The sequence below is a fragment of the Pseudooceanicola profundi genome (assembly GCF_050897955.1).
GTDB lineage: Bacteria > Pseudomonadota > Alphaproteobacteria > Rhodobacterales > Rhodobacteraceae > Pseudooceanicola.
On sequence record NZ_JBPAXZ010000001.1, the window covers coordinates 2,246,483 to 2,262,924 of the forward strand.

16 protein-coding genes are annotated in these 16,442 nt (G+C 62.9%); 4 read left to right on the plus strand and 12 right to left on the minus strand.

Translation table 11 applies throughout. The features are described 5' to 3' along the window. Position 1: 1 nt before the first annotated feature. Complete coding sequence (rimP, locus tag ACRARG_RS11255) at positions 2–574, minus strand: ribosome maturation factor RimP (protein ID WP_432690100.1); 573 nt, start codon at positions 572–574, stop codon at positions 2–4. A 198-nt stretch (positions 575–772) separates the two neighbouring features. Here rimP and ACRARG_RS11260 point away from each other — a divergent pair, with 198 nt between their 5' ends. After that, positions 773–1,201, plus strand: a complete 429-nt coding sequence (locus ACRARG_RS11260) for a PaaI family thioesterase (protein WP_432690101.1) — start codon at positions 773–775, stop codon at positions 1,199–1,201. A gap of 45 nt (positions 1,202–1,246) precedes the next feature. On the opposite strand, the gene ACRARG_RS11265 is transcribed toward ACRARG_RS11260, so the two are convergent. Next, positions 1,247–2,035: an exodeoxyribonuclease III gene (locus ACRARG_RS11265; protein WP_432690102.1), complete on the minus strand. Its 789-nt coding sequence runs from the start codon at positions 2,033–2,035 to the stop codon at positions 1,247–1,249. Between the two features lie 148 nt (positions 2,036–2,183). On the opposite strand from ACRARG_RS11265, the gene ACRARG_RS11270 reads away from it, so the two are divergent. After that, positions 2,184–2,474 carry a hypothetical protein gene (locus ACRARG_RS11270; protein WP_432690103.1) on the plus strand — a complete coding sequence of 97 codons (291 nt, stop codon included), beginning with the start codon at positions 2,184–2,186 and terminating at the stop codon, positions 2,472–2,474. A 76-nt stretch (positions 2,475–2,550) separates the two neighbouring features. Continuing rightward, positions 2,551–4,104 carry a methyl-accepting chemotaxis protein gene (locus tag ACRARG_RS11275; protein WP_432690104.1) on the plus strand — a complete coding sequence of 518 codons (1,554 nt, stop codon included), beginning with the start codon at positions 2,551–2,553 and terminating at the stop codon, positions 4,102–4,104. 27 nt (positions 4,105–4,131) lie between these two features. Here the strand turns inward: ACRARG_RS11275 and msrA are convergent, their stop codons facing one another. From msrA to ACRARG_RS11325, 10 genes are all read right to left on the minus strand, one after another. Further along, positions 4,132–4,638 carry a peptide-methionine (S)-S-oxide reductase MsrA gene (gene msrA / locus ACRARG_RS11280; protein WP_432690105.1) on the minus strand — a complete coding sequence of 169 codons (507 nt, stop codon included), beginning with the start codon at positions 4,636–4,638 and terminating at the stop codon, positions 4,132–4,134. Between the two features lies 1 nt (position 4,639). Further along, positions 4,640–5,086: a peptide-methionine (R)-S-oxide reductase MsrB gene (gene msrB / locus ACRARG_RS11285; RefSeq protein ID WP_432690106.1), complete on the minus strand. Its 447-nt coding sequence runs from the start codon at positions 5,084–5,086 to the stop codon at positions 4,640–4,642. Positions 5,087–5,149: 63 nt separating this feature from the next. Continuing rightward, the gene (queG, locus tag ACRARG_RS11290) at positions 5,150–6,196 is read right to left on the minus strand and encodes a tRNA epoxyqueuosine(34) reductase QueG (protein ID WP_432690107.1); all 1,047 of its coding nucleotides are present in this window, start codon (positions 6,194–6,196) and stop codon (positions 5,150–5,152) included. A 71-nt stretch (positions 6,197–6,267) separates the two neighbouring features. Next, complete coding sequence (gene fzlA, locus ACRARG_RS11295; RefSeq protein ID WP_432690108.1) at positions 6,268–6,933, minus strand: FtsZ-binding protein FzlA; 666 nt, start codon at positions 6,931–6,933, stop codon at positions 6,268–6,270. 53 nt (positions 6,934–6,986) lie between these two features. Next, a complete protein-coding gene (mtgA, locus tag ACRARG_RS11300) occupies positions 6,987–7,727 on the minus strand; it encodes a monofunctional biosynthetic peptidoglycan transglycosylase (RefSeq protein ID WP_432690109.1) in 741 nt (246 codons plus the stop codon). Positions 7,728–8,020: 293 nt separating this feature from the next. Next, complete coding sequence (gene gltB / locus ACRARG_RS11305; protein ID WP_432690110.1) at positions 8,021–12,559, minus strand: glutamate synthase large subunit; 4,539 nt, start codon at positions 12,557–12,559, stop codon at positions 8,021–8,023. Beyond that, the gene (locus tag ACRARG_RS11310; RefSeq protein ID WP_432690111.1) at positions 12,556–12,990 is read right to left on the minus strand and encodes a GFA family protein; all 435 of its coding nucleotides are present in this window, start codon (positions 12,988–12,990) and stop codon (positions 12,556–12,558) included. Before ACRARG_RS11310 ends, gltB begins: the two co-directional genes overlap by 4 nt. A 1-nt stretch (position 12,991) precedes the next feature. After that, positions 12,992–13,441: a GFA family protein gene (locus ACRARG_RS11315; RefSeq protein WP_432690112.1), complete on the minus strand. Its 450-nt coding sequence runs from the start codon at positions 13,439–13,441 to the stop codon at positions 12,992–12,994. Continuing rightward, positions 13,438–13,872 carry a GFA family protein gene (locus ACRARG_RS11320; RefSeq protein WP_432690113.1) on the minus strand — a complete coding sequence of 145 codons (435 nt, stop codon included), beginning with the start codon at positions 13,870–13,872 and terminating at the stop codon, positions 13,438–13,440. The genes ACRARG_RS11315 and ACRARG_RS11320 overlap by 4 nt, the downstream gene beginning before the upstream one ends. 110 nt (positions 13,873–13,982) lie before the next feature. Then, positions 13,983–15,419, minus strand: coding sequence for an NAD(P)-dependent oxidoreductase (locus tag ACRARG_RS11325; RefSeq protein WP_432690114.1), 1,437 nt, complete (start codon positions 15,417–15,419; stop codon positions 13,983–13,985). Positions 15,420–15,638: 219 nt separating this feature from the next. Here ACRARG_RS11325 and ACRARG_RS11330 point away from each other — a divergent pair, with 219 nt between their 5' ends. Further along, complete coding sequence (locus tag ACRARG_RS11330) at positions 15,639–16,442, plus strand: undecaprenyl-diphosphate phosphatase (RefSeq protein WP_432690115.1); 804 nt, start codon at positions 15,639–15,641, stop codon at positions 16,440–16,442.

Sequence of the window (16,442 nt, forward strand, 5' to 3'; positions counted from 1 at the left end):
GTCAGTCCTCCTGGGAACCTTCGTCTTCGGTCTCGATTTCATCAAACTGGCTTTCGTCGATCTGCCCGGACGCCTTCCGCGCCCGCAGCATCTCTTTGATAAGCTCATCGGTCAGGACCAGCTTGGCATCCGCCAGCCAGTCGAAATGCAGCCCTACGGTGCCTTCCTCGATATTGATCAGCACCTCGTCACCCTCGACCCCCGCCAGAACGCCCTTAAAGCGCTTGCGGCCGTCGATCAGCTCCGTCGTTTCAAGCTTGGCTTCATAGCCCTCATAGGTGTCGAAATCCTTGAGGCGCGTCAGCGGCCGGTCGATCCCCGGCGAGGACACTTCCAGCGTGTAGGGATCCTGCACCGGGTCCTCGACATCCAGCGTCGCCGACACGGCATTGGAAATCTGCGCGCATTCATCGACCTCGATGCCCCCGTCGGGGCGTTCGGCCATGATCTGCAGCGTCTTGGTCTGACCGCCCAGCATCCGTAGACGCACAAGCTCGAACCCCATGTCGGCAATGACGGGGCTGACGATCTCCGCAAGGCGGCGGTCGATGGCGGTTTTCGCGATGAGGTCCATGAGGGGAACTCCGGGCACAAAAAAACGGGCGCGCGGCCCGTCGATGCATCCGGTGGAGCGTCTCGGCCAGAGCTTCGACACGCCGCTGTTGCAGGGCATATAGGCCCGTGCGGAGCGAATCGCAAGCGCTTTCCGCGCCTCCCCTTCGCCTTAGCCGCATGCTAAGCCACAAGCTGCCAGACCAGACCGGAGCCACCCATGGACGCCCATCCCCTCCCCGCCCCCGACGCCAGCTGGACTCCGGTCGAAGACGGCGGCTTCATTGCCCATGTCGGCCCGATGTTTACCCGCGATATGGCCGATGCCCCGCAGCATCTCGGTTTCCGCGCCGCCGACCAGCACCGCAACCTCAACGGGGTCGTGCAGGGCGGTATGCTGATGACCCTGGCCGACCGAGGCATGGGCCGGATCGCGCGCCAGAGCCATGGCAACAACCCGGTCGCGACGGTCAGCTTCTCCTACGATTTCCTCGGCGCCGCCCGGATCGGCGACTTCATCGAGCTGCATCCGGAAATCACCCGCGAAACCGGCTCTCTCGTCTTCATGGAAGGCCGGGTCTATGCGGGTGAAACCCTGATCGGCCGGGCCACAGGGGTCTGGAAGAAACTGAAGAAAAAGCCGGTCTGACGTCGATCCAGAGGCAGCGCCGACCTCAGATCGCAACAGCCCTGATCACAGATCAAACGTCGCCAGAACCGGCGCATGATCCGACGGCTGCTCATAGCCCCGCACATGCCGCAACACCCGCGACCCATGCGCCGCATTGGAGATATCCGGCGTCGCCCAGACGTGATCCAGCCGCCGCCCCTTGTCCGCCGCATCCCAGTCGGGCGACCGGTAGGACCACCAGGAATAGAGCAGCCCCTCCGGAATATCCTGCCGCGTGACATCGACCCAGGCGCCCGCCTCCTGCGCCGCGCCCAGATGCTCCACCTCAATCGGCGTATGCGAGACGATCTTCAGCAGCTGCTTGTGGTTCCAGACGTCATCCTCACGCGGGGCGATGTTCAGATCGCCCACCAGGATCGCCTTCTCCGGCTTCTCCTCATGGAAGAAATCCCGCATCTCCGTCAGGTAATCCAGCTTCTGCCCGAACTTGACGTTGATCTCCCGGTCCGGCTTGTCGCCACCCGCAGGCACGTAGAAATTATGGATCGTGACGCCATTTTCCAGCCGCCCAGCGACATGCCGCGCATGACCCAGCGATGCGAAATCGCGGTCGCCCATATCCTCGATCGGCAGCTTCGACAGGATCGCAACGCCGTTATAGCCCTTCTGACCGCGCGCGATCATATGGGTGTAGCCCAGCTCTCGGAACCGCTCCAACGGGATCTTGTCGACCGGCGACTTGCATTCCTGAAGACACAGCACATCCGGCCCCTCTTCTTCCAGCACCCGCGCCACCAGCGGCTCCCGCAGCCGGACAGAGTTGATGTTCCAGGTGGCAAGGGTAAAGGGCATGACGGTCTCCCGGTGTCACAGTTCACATGACCCGCACCTACCATGTTGCGGTCAGAGCGTAATCCCGAAAATCCGACGCATCTGCATGAGAATTAAGGGCACCGTAATCCTTCCGCGCGAAGAAGGCCCGGATATGGACCGCCTGAGTATGACCCTATACCTATTCGCGTTTCTCACGCTTCTGACCGGGCCCATGCTCGGCCTTGCCACGATGCCGGCGGCGACAGATGGGCTGCTGCTTGTGATCGTGCCGCCGTGGAAAGATGCGGAACAGCTGATCGCGGCGGCAGGCGCCTATCCGGTCGGGGCAGAAACCGCGCCTTTCGGCACCTTCGCCACCGGACCGGATGCAGACCTCGCCGACCGGTTGAAAACGGCCGGCGCCTGGGCCGTGTTCAGTGGCAGCCGGCTGGCCGCTCTTTGCGGCTGGACCGTCTGACTGGGGAAAGGCCGTCTGAAAGGGGGAGGATCTTTTGACGCAAAACGACGACTTCACAAAATCTCAGGTCACGGCAATGCGCCGGATTGTGGCCGCGACCTGGGTCCTGGTGCCGATATCCCCGATTGCAGCCTGGCTCGCCGGAAATTCGCCATGGGCCGTCGCCGCATTCGGCGCCCTCATCGCGGCGATTGGTCATATCGGCTCGGTATCCGGCGGCGGATCCGGCCGGATACTGGCGGCACTGGGCCTGATTGGTCAGGCCATGGCCTTTACCGCCGCCCTCTCCGGGCACCCCTGGCAGATAGACAGCCACATGGCATTTTTTGCCCTGCTGGCCATCACCATGGCATTGTCCGACGCGCGGGTCATTCTTGTCTCAGCAACAGTCATCGCCCTGCATCACGCCTTCCTCTCTCTGCTCCTGCCCGGCCTAATCTATCCCTCCTCCGATCTGCTGCAGAACCTCGAACGCACCGCGCTGCACGGCATCATCGTCGTGCTTGAGGCGGCGGTGCTATACCTCGCCATCGGTCAGCGCGTCGCGATGGACCGCCAGATGACAGAGGCGCATCTTGCCGCCCGCGCCGCGGAGGCACGCGATCTTGAAAGGCAGCGGCTGATGACGGAACAACAGCAGCGGGTGGTTCAGCGCCTCAGCGCCGCGATGGAACGATTGGCAGCACGCGATCTCACTACCCGGATCGAGGAGGAGTTCGGCGCCGAAAATGAACAGCTCCGCGCCAATTTCAACGCCGCGGTGGAGGAATTGCGCCGTACCGTCGAAATCGTCATGACCAACGCCGATCTGGTGACACATGATTCCGGTGCCATCTCCGCCGCCGCAAGCGATCTCGCCCACCGGACGGAAAAACAGGCCGCGTCTCTGGCAGAGGTCGTGTCGGGCATTCACGAAATCTCCTCCGCCGTGCGCTCCTCGGCCGAAAACGCCCGCCGTGCCAGCGCCGTTGTCGACGAGGCCCGCGCCGAGGCCCTCAAATCCGCCGATGTGGTACATCGGGCCACGCAAGCCATGTCTTCGATAGAGGCGTCCTCCGCTGCCATCTCCAGCATTACAGAAGTGATCGACGAAATTGCGTTCCAGACCAATCTGCTCGCCCTGAACGCGGGGGTGGAGGCCGCACGCGCCGGCGAAAACGGCCGCGGCTTTTCCGTTGTCGCAACCGAAGTCCGCGCACTTGCGGCCCGCTCCTCAAAATCCGCGAAAGAGATCAAGGATCTTATCCAGACCAGCCGGGATCAGGTCGGACTGGGCGTCGATCTCGTCAAGGAAACGGGCACGGCGCTCGGGCGCATTTCCGATACCGTATCGAACATGGCCAGCCATGTTTCAGAAATCACAACCTCGGCAGAGCAGCAGGCAGGATCCATAACCGGCATTGAATCGACGATGCAGGACCTCGATCAGGTGACGCAGCAGAACGCCGCCATGTTCGAAGAAACCTCTGCCGCCAGCGTCGCCCTGTCGCAGGAGGCGCAGACGCTGAACGCGTCGGTATCTGGCTTCATGATCGGGTCCGCGCCGCCTCCCCGCCCCCAGACCGACCAACCTCAGAAACGTGTGGTCAATGGCCCGCCCCCAACCGGGGACGGCTGGTCAGAGTTCTGACAAACCCGTCATAGACAACCGGCGCCGTCAGGCCGTTTTCCGGCGCGGCAGAACCCACCCGGGCCGCGGGAAATGACAGGTATAGCCATTTGGAATGCGTTCCAGATAATCCTGATGCTCCGGCTCCGCTTCCCAGAAATCTCCCACAGGCTCCAGCTCCGTCACAATGGGTCCGGGCCAGATCCCAGAGGCATTCGCATCGGCAATCGTCTCTTCTGCGACGGCCTTCTGCGCCTCATCGGCATAATAAATGGCCGATCTGTAGGACAACCCAATGTCATTTCCCTGCCGGTTCAGCGTCGTCGGATCGTGGATCTGAAAGAAGAACTCAAGCAATTGCCGGTAGGACAGGATCGACGGATCAAAGACGACCTCAATCGCCTCGGCATGTGTGCCGTGGTTCCGATAGGTCGCATTCGGCACATCGCCTCCGGAATATCCCACGCGGGTTTTGCTGACGCCCGGCATCTTCCGGATCAAATCCTGCATTCCCCAGAAACATCCGCCCGCAAGCACTGCAACTTCCATAGCCATCTCAGACCTCCTCAACCTGATCGATATATGCGCCGTAGCCCTCGGCCTCCATCTCTTCCAGCGGCACAAACCGAAGCGACGCCGAATTGATGCAATATCTCAAACCGCCCCGGTCGACCGGCCCATCCGGAAACACATGCCCCAGATGACTGTCCCCATGGGTGGACCGGACTTCGGTCCGCAACATGCCATGTGACGTATCGCGCAGTTCCGCAACATGCGCAGGCTCAATCGGCTTGGTGAAACTCGGCCAGCCACACCCGCTCTCATATTTGTCGGAGGAGGCAAACAGCGGTTCGCCCGACACGATATCGACAAATATCCCGGCCCGTTTTTCATCAAGCAATGCGCCGGTCCCGGGCCGTTCTGTCCCGCTCTCCTGCGTCACCCAGTATTGCTCAGGCGTCAGGCGCGAAATCGCCTCGGCATCTTTTGAATATGTCGGCATAGGAAACCTCCGGATCTCTGCTTTCAATATGGACCCCGGACGCATCTTTGCAACCGCAGTGCCCTATTCCGGCGACCCGGTGCCGGACAGGTGATGCACCGCCCAGCGCGCCGCATCCGCCACCGCCGCATCCCTGTCATCGACCAGAGCCGCCGCCACCGGCGCCAGCGACCCCCTCCCGCTGTTGCCGATGGCGTATAACACATTGCGGACAAACCGGTTGCGGCCAATCCGCTTGATCGGCGATCCGCTGAACCGCGCCCGGAATGCCGCATCGTCCAGTCCGGCCAGCTCGGCCAGTTCCGGCGCCTGGACATCCTCCCCCGACCGGTACCGCAGCTCCCGCGCCGCCTGCGCGAACTTGTTCCACGGACAGACCGCCAGACAATCATCGCACCCGTAAATCCGGTTTCCCATACGCGCCCGCAGGTCCACCGGCACAGCTCCGCTATATTCGATCGTCAGGTAAGAGATGCATCGCCGCGCATCCATCTGATAGGGCGCGACAAACGCATCGGTCGGGCAGATGTCCAGACACTTCCGGCACGAACCGCAATGATCCACTTCGGCCCGATCCGCCGAAAGCTCAAGCGTCGTGAAGATACACCCAAGAAAGACCCAGTTTCCCAGCTCGCGCCCAACCAGATTGGTATGCTTGCCCTGCCAGCCAAGCCCCGCCGCCTGCGCCAGCGCCTTCTCCGGCACCGGCGCGGTATCGACAAACACCTTCACCTCGCCGCCGGCCTCCGCAATCAGCCAGCGCGCCAGCCGTTTCAGCCGCTTTTTGACAATATCATGATAGTCCCGGCCCTGAGCATAAACGGAAACCGCCCCCCGCTCAGCCATGTCCAGAACCGCCAGCGGGTCGTGGTCAGGCGTATAACTCTCCGCCAACATGATCACCGACCGCGCCTCCGGCCATAAAACGGATGGATCTCCGCGCCAGTGCGCCCGCTCCTCCAGCCAGCCCATTTGCCCGTGATACCCGGCCTCCAGAAACGCCGAAAGCCGCCCCGCCACCTCCGGCACATCCCAGGGCCGACAGATACGACAGGCCACGAACCCCTCTTCCAGGGCCCGCGCGACCAGCCTGTCCTTCACCTCGTCCATTTTTCTTGCCAAAAATATCCTGGGGGGAAGCCGCAGGCCGTGGGGGGCAAAGCCCCCCGCCCCGGTCAACGTCAGAAATCCAGATCGGCGTAATGCAACGGCGGCGGAAACCCCGGAACCACATCCGCCAGGATCGACCGGAAGGCCGGCCGCGACTTGATCTTCGAATACCAGTCCCGCACATTCACCGACCGGTCCCAGTCCACATCCGAGATATAATCCAGACAGCTCAGATGCGCCGCCGCCGCAAAATCCGCCAGGCTCAGGCTGTTCCCGGCCAGCCAGCGACGGTGATCCAGCAGCCAGCTCATGTAATCGAGGTGAAACTTGATCTTCTGGGCGCCGGCCTTGACGTTCTTGCTCTCCGGATAGCCCGATTTCATCAGCTTCTTGTTCACCCGTTCATAGAGCAGATTTGCCGTAACCTCATGCTGGAACTTGTCGTCGAACCAGCTGACCAGCCGTCGCACCTCGAACCGCTCTTCGGGGTTCGCGGGCATCAGGGACGGTTCGGGATGTTTTTCTTCGATATATTCACAGATCGCCGCGCTTTCCGACAGGATCCGCCCGTCCATCTTCAGAACAGGAACCTTGGCCGCAGGGTTGCGCCGCAGGAATTCCGGGCTGCGTTCCCAATAGCGTTCCTCGACCAGCTGGCATTCGATGCGCTTCTCGGCCAGCGACAGGCGCACCTTGCGGCAGAACGGGGACAGAGGAACGTGGTAAAGTGTGGCCATGATCTTTTACGTGGAAATCGGTCCTTGTTCATTGCCTGTGAAACCCAAGGAATTCAATCCTCGAAACAGGCAGCCCGCCCATCGTTGCGGATTGTCGCGGCCCCGTCGAGGATTGCAGCTGACCGTTTCCGGACAATCGGCCCCGGCTGGCTGGCCGACCGGACTTTGGGCGAGGGCAGCACCGCTGCCAGCCGTGCAGCCTCTGTCGGATTCAGCTCCGAGGGTGTTTTGCCAAAATAGTGGTGCGCCGCGGCATCGATGCCAAACACACCCTCATCAAACTCGGCCATATTAAGGTAAACCTCCACAATCCGGCGCTTCGACCACAGGGTTTCGACCAGCGGCGTCATCAGTGCTTCCAGCGCCTTTCGCAGCCAGCTCCGCCCGTGCCAGAGGAAGACATTCTTCACCACCTGCTGCGTCAGGGTCGACGCCCCGCGATTGCCCCCGGCATCCCAGGCGGCCCGGATCGCGCCGATGTCGAACCCCCAGTGTTCACAGAAATTTGCATCTTCCGCCGCCACGACGGAGCGCGCCATCACCGGCGCGATCTCCTCCAGATCGATCCAGCTATGGTCGATCTCCCCCAGCCGCAGCCGTTCGCCGGTCATGTAAATCCCCGTCCGCGGGTTCAGCACGGAATAGAGCAGGACCAGACCCACGATCAGACCGACCACAACCAGCCCAAGCCGAAGGACCCATTTCCGGAGCCACCGGACGGGTCTGAACCTGCGGTCTGTCTTCTGTCTGCCCCGGCCCGCGGATTTGGACCGCTTTGTCGCCTGCTTTGCCATGGTCCGAACCTACTTGAGCCGCCGGGTTTAGGGAATCGCAAATCCACAGACAATCAAGGCACCCGGCCCGGAATCAAGGCACGCAGTGCCGCCGGGCAGCGCCCGACCGCCCCCCGGGCGGGCGCTGCGTCACCGCCTTCGCCGGTTCAGGCCATCAGGCTGCCACGACAGGATAAAATGGCGACCACGGTCGATGGGGCGCCAGCCCGCGGTCGGGCCCCGCCCTCCGCTGCTCCCACGCCAAACGAAAAAGCCCCGCCAGAGCGGGGCTTTCCGTCACGACACCAGCCAGATCACTCCGCCGGCATCGCCTTTTCCTCAACCGTCAGCGGATGCGGGATATGCACCAGCATTTCCTTCGGACAGGCCTGCAGGAACTTGTCCTTCTCAAGGTCCCAGTTCTGCAGGATATCCAGCGCCTTCCGGCTCCCCGTCTCCGCCGCATGGCGGGTGATGAGCCCATGAAGCTGGTCATTCCAGTAGGGCACCGTGACCGGGCAGGTCACAAGCGTCTCCATGTTGATCATCTCCTGGACGGTGCCCTCCGGATCGTAGAGATACGCCATCCCCCCGGTCATCCCCGCGCCGAAGTTCGGCCCGATCGACCCCAGGATCACCGCAACGCCACCGGTCATGTATTCACAGCCGTTGGAGCCACAGCCCTCGATCACAACCTTCGCGCCGGAGTTCCGGACAGCAAAGCGTTCCCCGGCCCGTCCGGCGGCAAAGAGGAAGCCGTCGGTTGCACCGTAAAGCACCGTGTTGCCGATGATCGTGTTGTCCGACGCGACCAGCGGGCTGGACATCGGCGGGCGCACCACGACGGTGCCCCCCGACAGACCCTTGCCGACATAGTCGTTGGCCTCGCCCTGAACCTCGATCTTCAGACCGGGCGCGGCAAAGGCACCCAGCGACTGACCAGCCGAGCCCGACAGCTTCACCGTCAGGTGATCCGGTTGCAGCGCGTTCCGCATCCCGAAGTTCTGCACGATATGCGAGGAGGTCCGCGTGCCGACCGACCGATGGGTGTTCTCCACCGCATAGGACAGCTGCATCTTCTCCCCATCTTTCAGGAAGCGGGCGGCATCGCGCACGATCTCCACGTCAAGCGTATCGGGCACCACGTTGCGCGGCTTGTCGCGGTTGTAGACGATGTTCTTCGACCCATCGACCGTGATCAGCAGCGGGTTGAGGTCCAGATCGTCCAGATGGTCGGCCCCGCGCGAAACCTGGCTCAGCAGGTCGGCCCGGCCGATCACCTCATCCAGCGACCGCGCGCCGATCGACGCGAGGATCTCCCGCACTTCCTGCGCGTAGAAGGTGATCAGGTTCACCACCTTGTCCGCCGTGCCGGTGAACTTCGCCCGCAGCGAGTCATCCTGCGTACAGACCCCCACCGGGCAGGTGTTGGACTGGCACTGACGCACCATGATACAGCCCATCGCGATCAGCGCGGCGGTGCCGATGCCGTACTCCTCTGCGCCCATCATCGCGGCCATGACGATATCCCGCCCGGTCCGCAGACCCCCGTCGGTCCGCAGCGTGACCCGCGAGCGGAGGTTGTTCATGGCCAGCACCTGATGCGCCTCCGTCAGGCCCATTTCCCACGGCAGACCGGCGAACTTGATCGAGGTGCCCGGAGAGGCCCCAGTGCCGCCGTTATGGCCGGAGATCAGGATGATATCCGCCTTGGCCTTGGCCACGCCCGCCGCAATCGTGCCGACGCCAGAAGAGGCCACCAGTTTGACGGTCACCTTCACGGTCGGGTTGATCTGCTTCAGGTCGTAGATCAGCTGCGCCAGATCCTCGATCGAGTAGATATCATGGTGCGGCGGTGGGGAGATCAGCGTGACCCCCTTGGTCGAATGCCGCAGCCGGGCGATCAGGTCGGTGACCTTCATGCCGGGTAGCTGGCCGCCCTCGCCGGGCTTGGCACCCTGCGCCACCTTGATCTCCAGTTCTTCACACTGGTTGAGGTATTCGGCGGTCACGCCGAACCGGCCCGACGCCACCTGCTTGATCTTGGCCGACGGGTTGTCGCCATTCGGCTCCGGCACGAAATGCGCCGGATCTTCACCGCCCTCGCCCGAGTCGGACTTCGCCCCGATCCGGTTCATCGCCACGTTCAGCAGTTTATGCGCCTCGGGCGACAGCGCCCCCAGCGACATGCCCGGCGTCACAAAGCGTTTGCGGATGGAGGTGATCGACTCCACCTGTTCCAGCGGGATGGCTGGACCGATCGGTTTGATCGCCAGCAGATCACGCAAATGGATCGGCGGGTTCGCCTGCATCCGGGCGGAATACTGCTTCCAGATTTCAAACGACGCGCGGTTGCAGGCGGTCTGCAGCATATGCATCGTCTGCGCTTCCCAGGCATGCGTCTCACCAGATTTCCGCGCCTTGTAGAAACCGCCGATGGGCAGCACGTCGAGGCCGGATTTCCAGCCTTTTGCATGCACCGTCTCGATCTTGTGCTGGATGCCGGAGACCCCGATCCCGGAGATGCGGGAGGTCATGCCGGGGAAATATTCGGCACACATCGCACGGGACAGGCCCACGGCTTCGAAGTTCAGCCCGCCACGATAGGAGGACACGACAGAGATCCCCATCTTCGACATGATCTTGAGCAGACCCTGATCGATGGCCTCGCGGTAGCGCGCCATGTTTTCCGTCAGGCTGCCCTCCAGCAGACCGCGCTTGATACGGTCGGCCAGCGAATCCTCGGCCAGATAGGGGTTCACGATGGTCGCGCCACAGCCGATCAGCACCGCGAAGTAATGCGGGTCCAGACATTCCGCCGACCGCACGCCCAGCGAACAGAACGTGCGCAGGCCCTTGGCCGTCAGCCAGGAATGCACGGCAGAGGTCGCCAGGATCATCGGCATCGGCACGCGGTCCGGGCTCTGATGCTGGTCGGTCAGGATGACGTGACCCCCGCCGGAGCGCACGGCCTCTTCGGCCTCTGCCCGGACGCGGTTCAGACCCTTGCGCAGCGCATCGGGGCCGTCCTTCGGGTCGAAGGTACAGTCAATCTCCGACAGGGCCGCGTTGAAATGGCTCGTCAGCTCCTCGAACTGGGTGTTGGCGACAAAGGGGCTTTCCAGCACGAAGATCTCGGTCTGGGCAGAGCTTTCATCGAGCACGTTCTTCAGGTTTCCGAACCGGGTCTTGAGCGACATGACGCGGAATTCGCGCAGCGAGTCAATCGGCGGGTTCGTCACCTGAGAGAAGTTCTGCCGGAAGAAATGCGACAGCGGCCGGTACTTGTTGGACAGCACCGCAGAGGGCGTGTCATCGCCCATCGACGCCAGCGGTTCCTTCGCATCCTCGGCCATGGGGGCAAGGATCTGCTCCAGCTCTTCGATGGTGAAACCGGCAGCGATCTGACGCTTGCGCAGCTCCGCGCCTTCGTAGAGCGGCTTTTCCTCTATCCCGTTCAGTGTTTCTTCAAGGTCGGTGATCTTGCCGACCCATTCGCCGAACGGCTGGGAGGCCGCGAGCCGGTCCTTGATGTCGACGTCGTGGTAGAGCTTGCCCTCTTTCATATCGACGGCAATCATCTGGCCCGGGCCAAGCGCGCCCTTCTCGCGCACCGTGCCCTCCTGCGTCGGAACCATGCCGGCCTCCGAGCCCGCGATCAGCAGGCCGTCGCCGGTCACGACATAGCGCATCGGGCGCAGGCCGTTGCGGTCAAGACCGCCGCAGACCCAGCGGCCATCGGTCATGGCCAGCGCGGCGGGGCCGTCCCAGGGCTCCATCACGCCGTTGCAGTAGGAATACATGTCGCGCCAGGCCTGGGGCATTTCCAGCGCCTGTTTGGACCAGGCTTCAGGCACCAGCAGCGTCTTGGCCATCGGGGCGGAGCGGCCGGACCGCACCAGCACCTCGAACACGGCATCGAGCGCGGCGGAATCCGACGACCCGCCCGGAATGATCGGTTTGATCTCATCCGCGAGGTCGCCAAAGGTGGAGGAGGCCATCCGGATCTCGTGGCTCTTCATCCAGTTGACGTTGCCCTTGATCGTGTTGATCTCGCCGTTATGGGCCAGCATGCGGAAGGGCTGCGCCAGCCACCACTGCGGGAAGGTGTTGGTCGAATAGCGCTGGTGATAGACGGCGAAGGCAGATTCGAACCGTTCGTCCTGAAGGTCGGGGTAGAAGACCGCGACCTGCTCGGCCAGCATCATGCCCTTGTAGATGATCGACCGGCAGCTTAGCGACGCGATGTAGAGCCCGTTGATCTGTTCGGCCAGCGCGGCCTTTTCGATCCGGCGGCGGATCACGTAGAGCTCACGTTCGAACGTCTCCTCATCCACACCCTTGGAGTTGGAGATCAGGATCTGCTCGATCTCCGGCCGGGTGGCGTTGGCCTTTTCACCGAGGCATTCGATATCCACCGGCACATGGCGCCAGCCGTAGATATAATAGCCCATCCGCAGCACTTCGGCCTCGACGATGGTCCGGCAGGTTTCCTGGGCGCCAAAATCCGTGCGCGGCAGGAAGACCTGACCCACGGCCATCAGCTCTCCATGACGGGGCTCATGGCCCGTGCGTTTGATCTGGTCGTAGAAGAAGGGCGCTGGGATCTGCACATGGATGCCGGCGCCATCGCCGGTCTTGCCATCCGCATCGACAGCACCACGGTGCCAGATCGCCTTGAGCGCCTTGATGCCCGCCTCGACCACCCGGCGGCTTTTCTTGCCGTCGATGGAGACGACGAGGCCGACACCGCAGGAGGAATGCTCTTCCTCCTCGGAATACATGCCGTTCTCGGCCATCCACTTGCGCTTGGCCTCTTCGGCCTGGGCCCATGCAGTATCGTACTTGGTCATGGTGTGGTCTCCTTGTGCAGATGCGGATTGACCGCTTCGTAGTCCTCTTTGCTGATCCGGGTCACGTCGGACCCCTCCAGCCAAAATCCAGTCGGGTGCCGGTCGGCATAGACCACCCGGTCCAGCGCCAGCCCGGCGGCATTTTCAAAAAGCCCGGGACAGATCTCATAGCTGCCCGCCGCGCCCGAAGTGTAATCCCTGAGCCAGAGCGACGAGCCGCAGGTATCGCACCAGGCCCGTTCCGCCAGCGGGGAGGACCGGTGCGATTTCACCGGGCCGGTCACCGTCACCTGCGCGGCCGGAACGTCGAACCCCATCTGCAGACCGCCGCCCCAACGGGTGCAATAATCGCAATGGCAGGCCGAAATGCCGGGCAACGCGCCGTCGAGCCGCACTGTCACCGCACCGCAGAGGCAATGTCCGGTCACCATCTCAGGCCTCCGCCAGCGTCGGGAAGGCGGCGACGCAATCGGCGCGGGTCAGGACCTTGCGGTCCTCCGCGCCCCTGTAGGCGTAGCTGTCGGGTTTGTGGTCGATGTAGATTTCGGCGGCGATGGTGAAGCCGGAGGGATCGTCGAAGAGGCCCAGCGGCAGCTCTATCTCCTCCGACCAGGGGCCGGGCTCGGTCACGCGGAACCACAGATGCGAACCGCAATGATCGCACCAGGCACGTTCGGCCCAGTCCTTGATCCCGCCGGTGGCGATCGGCTGCTTTGTCGACCAGGTCACATTGTCGATCGGCAGCGCCACGCCAACCAGCGCGGAGCCCGTCCAGCGGCGGCAGAGCTCGCAATGGCACAGACTCGCCTCCTCCGGCACATTGCGTGCGGTGAAGCGGACCCGGCCGCAGAGGCAGCCGCCGGATTTTTCCGGGAAGCTCATGCGTCCCCCCCGGAGAAATAGCGATCCATGATCTCCTGCCGGGTCACGAGGGACCGGCCCTTGCCTTCGAAGGCATAGCTGTCGGGTTTGCAGTCGATGAACAGCTCGTCCGAAAAGGTCATGCCGTTCGGATCGTCCAGCAGGCCCAAAGACAGCTGCAACGTATCGCCGTCGACCAGCCGGTAATAGAGCGAGGACCCGCAGCGCTGGCACCAGGCCCGTTCGGCCCAGGTGGAGGACTGGATGGTGCGGATATGCGCCTCTCCGTCGAAGGTGACGGAGGACTGAAGAACGGAGATCCCGAGGAAGGCAGAGCCCGACCAGCGGCGGCACATCTCGCAATGGCAGGCGCCAAAAGAAAAGGGCGGATTGGCGACGGTGAAGCTCACCGCGCCGCACATGCATTGCCCTGTCTTTTTCGTCAGTGCCATCTCGGGGTTCCGCCAGAAGCGTTAATCAATCTTTAATGCGACCTTACCACAGGCCGGCAGGGTGTTGCGTCAGGCGCCGGGCACCGCGCGGTGTCCCGGCCAAACCTTTGTTATTCCGCGGCAACCGCAGCGGCGGCGGTCAGCTCGTCCAGAATCGCGGCGGCACAGTCGCGCCCGTCCCGGATCGCCCAGACCACGAGAGAGGCACCGCGCACGATGTCCCCCACCGCATAGACGCCATCGAGGCTGGTCTTGCCGGTGCCGAATTCTGCCCGGATGGTGCCCCAGCGGGTCACGGCCAGTTCCGGCTGATCCCAGAGGGTCGGCAGATCCTCCGGCTCAAACCCGAGCGCCTTGATGACCAGATCGGCATCTTCGGCGTAATCCGAGCCTTCGATCAGCTCCGGCGACTGGCGACCGGAGGCATCCGGCGCACCAAGGCGCATCTTCTGGATCGTCAGGGAAGACACTGCATCGCCGGTGAAATCGAGCGGGTTAGAGAGCCAGACGAATTCGACGCCTTCCTCTTCTGCATTCTGCACCTCCCGCTGGGAGCCGGGCATATTCGCCCGGTCACGACGGTAGAGACATTTGACAGAGGTCGCGCCCTGCCGGATCGCGGTGCGCACGCAGTCCATCGCGGTATCGCCACCGCCGACGACGACAACCTTCTTGCCGTTCGCGTTCAGCTCACCCGACTCGAATTCGGGAACCGTGTCGCCGAAATTCGACGCCTTGTTGGAGGCGGTCAGGTAGTCAATCGCGCGAACGATGCCCTTGGCCTCTGCCCCGGGCTGGGTCAGCTCGCGCGTTTTATAAACGCCGGTGGCGATGATGACCTTGTCATGCTTGGCGCGGATATCGGCAAAGGACATGTCCTCTCCCACCGCGCAGTTCATCACGAAACTCACGCCGCTGTCTTCCAGCTGCTTCATGCGGCGCATGACCACGTCCTTTTCCAGCTTGAAGCCGGGGATGCCGTAGGTCAGCAGCCCGCCGCCACGGTCGTAGCGGTCGTAGACCGTGACCTGCAGCCCGGCGCGGCGCAGCATGTCGGCGGCAGCCAGGCCCCCGGGGCCCGCGCCGATCACGCCAACCGACTCCGTGCGCTCCACTTCCGGTGTCACCGGCTTCACCCAGCCTTTTTCCCAGGCGGTGTCGGTGATGTATTTCTCGACCGCGCCGATGGTCACGGTGCCATGGCCGGACTGTTCGATCACGCAGTTGCCTTCGCACAGGCGGTCCTGCGGGCAGATGCGGCCGCAGATCTCCGGAAAGGAGTTGGTCGCCTGAGAGATCGCATAGGCCTCTTCCAGCCGGTGCGTCGCGGTCAGGCGCAGCCAGTCGGGGATATTGTTGTGCAGCGGGCAATGCGACTGGCAGTAGGGCACGCCACACTGGGAACAGCGCGAGGCCTGCTCTTCCGCCTTGGCCGCGGCAAACTCTGCATAGATCTCGTCAAAATCCTTGTTGCGCGCATCGGCGTCGCGCTTTTCCGGCATGTCGCGCGGGGTCTGGACGAATTTCAGCATAGGTTGCTTGGCCATGCCTGGAATCCTCTCGGCAATTCTGGGTTTGCAGTCTCATAAAACATGCCTGTGGAAAAGAAAAGTCATTAGTGCTGACCTTTATTCACAGATATTCGGATGCGTCTGGTCGCAATCTTGATCAAAACCGAAAATAAAGGTCCGATTTGTTACCTTCTTTCTCGCTTTCATTTTCCGATCAAGGGCATAAACCAGATAAGAAACCAAAAGGGGGGCGTCATGCCGCTGTTTCAGCTGATCCTGCTGGCCGTCATTCAGGGGATTACGGAGTTCCTCCCGATCTCCTCCTCCGGACATCTGATTCTGCTTCCCGAGCTTACCTCAATGCAGGATCAGGGTCAGGTCGTAGACGTCGCCGTGCACCTTGGAACGCTGGGTGCGGTGATTCTCTACTTCTGGAAGGACATTTCAGAGGCGGTTCTGGGCCTTCCGCGCCTTGCACGCGGCAAGCTGGACACGCCCGGCGCCCGTCTGGCCTTCCTGCTGATCATCGCCACCATCCCCGCCATCGTCATCGGGCTGGTGCTGAAGGTCACCGGGATCGAGGATATGATGCGGTCGGCCTTCGTGATCGGCTGGACCATGCTGATCTTCGGCATCGTGCTCTGGTGGGCCGACCAGAAGGGCGCAGAGGAGAAGGAGGCGCAGGACTGGACCCTGCGGGAGGCCTGGATCCTCGGCCTCTGGCAGGCGGTGGCGCTGATCCCGGGCACCTCGCGCTCGGGCATTACCATCACCGGGGCGCGGTTCCTTGGCTACAAGCGGACCGATGCGGCGCGGATTTCCATGCTGATGTCCGTGCCGGTGATCCTGTCCAGCGCGACGTTGCTGGGGGCAGAGGTCATCGCGGATGGCGACCTGACCGCCTTTGGCGATCTGGGCATCGCGACGGCCATGGCCTTTGGCTCTGCCCTGCTGGCACTGGTGCTGATGATGCGGCTGCTGAAGACCGTCAGCTTCACGCCCTATGTGATCTACCGCGTCATTCTGGGCATCGGGCTGATCTGGTGGGCCTGGCCGTAA

Coding starts and splice junctions, on each gene's coding strand:
- rimP (WP_432690100.1), bottom strand. CDS start 574: ATGGACCTCATCGCGAAAACCGCCATCGACCGCCGCCTTGCGGAGATC.
- ACRARG_RS11260 (WP_432690101.1), top strand. CDS start 773: ATGGACGCCCATCCCCTCCCCGCCCCCGACGCCAGCTGGACTCCGGTC.
- ACRARG_RS11265 (WP_432690102.1), bottom strand. CDS start 2,035: ATGCCCTTTACCCTTGCCACCTGGAACATCAACTCTGTCCGGCTGCGG.
- ACRARG_RS11270 (WP_432690103.1), top strand. CDS start 2,184: ATGACCCTATACCTATTCGCGTTTCTCACGCTTCTGACCGGGCCCATG.
- ACRARG_RS11275 (WP_432690104.1), top strand. CDS start 2,551: ATGCGCCGGATTGTGGCCGCGACCTGGGTCCTGGTGCCGATATCCCCG.
- msrA (WP_432690105.1), bottom strand. CDS start 4,638: ATGGCTATGGAAGTTGCAGTGCTTGCGGGCGGATGTTTCTGGGGAATG.
- msrB (WP_432690106.1), bottom strand. CDS start 5,086: ATGCCGACATATTCAAAAGATGCCGAGGCGATTTCGCGCCTGACGCCT.
- queG (WP_432690107.1), bottom strand. CDS start 6,196: ATGGACGAGGTGAAGGACAGGCTGGTCGCGCGGGCCCTGGAAGAGGGG.
- fzlA (WP_432690108.1), bottom strand. CDS start 6,933: ATGGCCACACTTTACCACGTTCCTCTGTCCCCGTTCTGCCGCAAGGTG.
- mtgA (WP_432690109.1), bottom strand. CDS start 7,727: ATGGCAAAGCAGGCGACAAAGCGGTCCAAATCCGCGGGCCGGGGCAGA.
- gltB (WP_432690110.1), bottom strand. CDS start 12,559: ATGACCAAGTACGATACTGCATGGGCCCAGGCCGAAGAGGCCAAGCGC.
- ACRARG_RS11310 (WP_432690111.1), bottom strand. CDS start 12,990: ATGGTGACCGGACATTGCCTCTGCGGTGCGGTGACAGTGCGGCTCGAC.
- ACRARG_RS11315 (WP_432690112.1), bottom strand. CDS start 13,441: ATGAGCTTCCCGGAAAAATCCGGCGGCTGCCTCTGCGGCCGGGTCCGC.
- ACRARG_RS11320 (WP_432690113.1), bottom strand. CDS start 13,872: ATGGCACTGACGAAAAAGACAGGGCAATGCATGTGCGGCGCGGTGAGC.
- ACRARG_RS11325 (WP_432690114.1), bottom strand. CDS start 15,419: ATGGCCAAGCAACCTATGCTGAAATTCGTCCAGACCCCGCGCGACATG.
- ACRARG_RS11330 (WP_432690115.1), top strand. CDS start 15,639: ATGCCGCTGTTTCAGCTGATCCTGCTGGCCGTCATTCAGGGGATTACG.